Annotated in this window: 5 protein-coding genes; all 5 read right to left on the bottom strand. The window is 60.2% G+C overall.

Going from position 1 to position 2,726, the window contains the following annotated elements; translation table 11 throughout:
- Position 1 precedes the first annotated feature (1 nt).
- Genes rplP through rplB form a run of 5 tightly spaced genes read right to left on the bottom strand, consistent with a single transcriptional unit; the run spans position 2 to position 2,646 of the window.
- On the bottom strand, positions 2-415 hold the full coding sequence (gene rplP / locus A2I95_RS30250) for a 50S ribosomal protein L16 (RefSeq protein WP_024088541.1): 414 nt from the start codon (positions 413-415) through the stop codon (positions 2-4).
- A gap of 12 nt (positions 416-427) precedes the next feature.
- A complete protein-coding gene (rpsC, locus tag A2I95_RS30255) occupies positions 428-1,138 on the bottom strand; it encodes a 30S ribosomal protein S3 (protein WP_291735825.1) in 711 nt (236 codons plus the stop codon).
- Complete coding sequence (gene rplV, locus A2I95_RS30260; RefSeq protein ID WP_035919887.1) at positions 1,138-1,518, bottom strand: 50S ribosomal protein L22; 381 nt, start codon at positions 1,516-1,518, stop codon at positions 1,138-1,140. The genes rpsC and rplV overlap by 1 nt, the downstream gene beginning before the upstream one ends.
- A gap of 3 nt (positions 1,519-1,521) precedes the next feature.
- Positions 1,522-1,800 (bottom strand): 30S ribosomal protein S19, encoded by a 279-nt coding sequence (gene rpsS / locus A2I95_RS30265; protein ID WP_024088539.1) that lies wholly within the window; start codon positions 1,798-1,800, stop codon positions 1,522-1,524.
- Between the two features lie 3 nt (positions 1,801-1,803).
- Complete coding sequence (gene rplB, locus A2I95_RS30270) at positions 1,804-2,646, bottom strand: 50S ribosomal protein L2 (RefSeq protein ID WP_291735831.1); 843 nt, start codon at positions 2,644-2,646, stop codon at positions 1,804-1,806.
- Positions 2,647-2,726: the final 80 nt, after the last annotated feature.

Below are 2,726 nucleotides of genomic sequence, written 5' to 3' on the forward strand. Positions count from 1 at the left end.
TTTACCAGTCTTCGCGAACCACGACGCGGGTCTTGACCGGCAGTTTCATCGCTGCCAGGCGCAGGGCCTCGCGGGCGACTTCGTCGGTCACGCCGTCGATCTCGAACATCACGCGGCCAGGCTTAACCTTGGCTGCCCAGTAGTCCACGGAGCCTTTACCTTTACCCATACGGACTTCGGTCGGCTTCGAGGTCACCGGAGTGTCCGGGAAGATACGGATCCAGACACGGCCCTGGCGTTTCATGTGCCGGGTCATGGCGCGGCGGGCAGCCTCAATCTGGCGTGCAGTCACACGCTCAGGAGTGGTTGCCTTCAGGCCATAGGTGCCGAAGTTCAGGTCGGAACCGCCTTTTGCCAGGCCGTGAATCCGGCCCTTATGCATTTTGCGGAATTTAGTGCGCTTTGGCTGAAGCATCTCAAATCCTCCTTAGCGACGGCCGCCACCGGCACCGCGAGGTGCTGGGCCGTCCTGGATTTCTTGTGCTTTACGGTCACGCGCCGAAGGATCGTGCTCCATGATCTCGCCTTTGAAGATCCAGACCTTGATCCCGATGATCCCATAGGGGGTCACCGCTTCGGTGGGTGCGTAATCGATGTCGGCACGCAGGGTGTGCAGCGGCACGCGGCCTTCGCGGTACCATTCGGTACGGGCGATTTCAGCGCCGCCCAGACGGCCAGCGACGTTCACCCGGATACCCAGGGCGCCCATGCGCATGGCGTTCTGCACGGCACGTTTCATCGCGCGGCGGAAGGACACACGGCGTTCCAGCTGCTGAGCGATGGACTCGCCGACCAGCGCAGCGTCGAGTTCCGGCTTGCGGACTTCAACGATGTTCAGGTGCAGCTCGCTGTCGGTCATCGCGGCCAGCTTCTTACGAAGCACTTCGATGTCCGCGCCTTTCTTGCCGATGATCACGCCCGGACGCGCGGTGTGAATGGTCACACGGCACTTCTTGTGGGGGCGCTCGATGATCACACGGGCGATGCCCGCCTGCTTGCACTCGGTTTTGATGAACTCGCGGATTTTCAGGTCCTCGAGCAGCAGATCACCGTAGTCTTTGGTGTCAGCGTACCAGCGGCTGTCCCAGGTGCGGTTCACCTGCAGGCGCATGCCGATCGGATTGACTTTATGACCCATTAGGCTTGCTCCTCAACTTGACGCACCTTGATGGTGATCTCCGCGAACGGCTTCAGGATTTTGCCGAACCGGCCACGTGCCCGCGGACGGCCGCGCTTCATGGTCAGGTTCTTGCCAACCCATGCCTCGGCGACGACCAGTTCATCGACGTCCAGGTTGTGGTTGTTTTCCGCGTTTGCGATGGCGGACTGAAGGCATTTCTTCACGTCTGCTGCAATCCGCTTGTTGGAGAACGTCAGGTCGGTCAGCGCCTTCTCGACTTTCTTGCCGCGGATCATCTGAGCCACCAGGTTCAGTTTCTGCGGCGAGGTCCGGAGCATGCGCAGTTTTGCCATTGCTTCGTTGTCTGCCACGCGGCGGGGATTCTTTTCCTTACCCATGACTTACTTCCGCTTCGCTTTTTTGTCTGCGGCGTGGCCATAATAGGTGCGGGTCGGCGAGTATTCACCGAACTTCTGACCGATCATGTCTTCCGAGACGTTGACTGGGATGTGCTTTTTGCCGTTGTAGACACCAAAGGTCAGACCGACGAACTGCGGCAGGATGGTGGAACGGCGCGACCAGATCTTGATCACTTCATTGCGGCCCGACTCACGCGCTGCTTCGGCCTTTTTCAGGACATAAGCATCAACGAAGGGGCCTTTCCATACGGAACGTGCCATGGATTAGCGGCCTTTCTTCTTGGCGTGGCGCGAGCGAACGATAAGCTTCTGCGACGCCTTGTTTTTGTTGCGGGTCCGTTTGCCCTTGGTCGGTTTGCCCCAGGGGGTCACCGGGTGTCGGCCACCGGAGGTCCGGCCTTCACCACCGCCGTGGGGGTGGTCGATCGGGTTCATAACCACACCACGCACAGAAGGACGCTTGCCCTTGTGGCGCATACGGCCGGCTTTACCGAAGTTCTGGTTCGAGTTGTCGGGGTTCGACACGGCACCGATTGTGGCCATGCATTCCTGACGCACCAGACGCAGCTCGCCCGAGGACAGGCGGATCTGGGCGTAACCGCCGTCACGGCCAACGAACTGAGCGTAAGTACCGGCTGCACGGGCGATCTGGCCGCCTTTGCCGGGCTTCATTTCGATGTTGTGAACGATGGTACCGATCGGCATGCCCGAGAACGGCATTGCGTTGCCCGGCTTGATGTCTGCCTTCGCCGAAGCGATGACCTTGTCACCAACAGCCAGACGCTGCGGCGCCAGGATGTAGGCTTGCTCGCCGTCTTCGTATTTGATCAGCGCGATGAATGCGGTCCGGTTCGGGTCGTATTCGATCCGCTCAACGGTGGCCGCTACATCAAATTTGTTCCGTTTGAAGTCAACGATCCGGTAGAGGCGCTTTGCCCCGCCGCCGCGGCGGCGTGCAGTAATCCGTCCGGTGTTGTTCCGGCCGCCCGATTTGGTCAGACCCTCAGTGAGAGATTTGACCGGACGCCCTTTCCAAAGCTCCGAACGGTCGATCAGAACCAGCCCACGCTGGCCCGGCGTCGTCGGCTTATACGACTTGAGTGCCATGCTTTCTGTCTTCCGTTTAGCGTGCAGGCCCTTAGGTTTTTGTCTTTGGACCCGCTATGTGTAAGCCCCCCGCCCGCTTG

The organism is Leisingera sp. F5 (assembly GCF_001593695.1).

Bases quoted from the DNA above. Each gene is read 5' to 3' on its own strand.
- rpsC (WP_291735825.1), bottom strand. From the start codon at position 1,138: ATGGGTCATAAAGTCAATCCGATCGGCATGCGCCTGCAGGTGAACCGC.
- rplP (WP_024088541.1), bottom strand. From the start codon at position 415: ATGCTTCAGCCAAAGCGCACTAAATTCCGCAAAATGCATAAGGGCCGG.
- rplB (WP_291735831.1), bottom strand. From the start codon at position 2,646: ATGGCACTCAAGTCGTATAAGCCGACGACGCCGGGCCAGCGTGGGCTG.
- rpsS (WP_024088539.1), bottom strand. From the start codon at position 1,800: ATGGCACGTTCCGTATGGAAAGGCCCCTTCGTTGATGCTTATGTCCTG.
- rplV (WP_035919887.1), bottom strand. From the start codon at position 1,518: ATGGGTAAGGAAAAGAATCCCCGCCGCGTGGCAGACAACGAAGCAATG.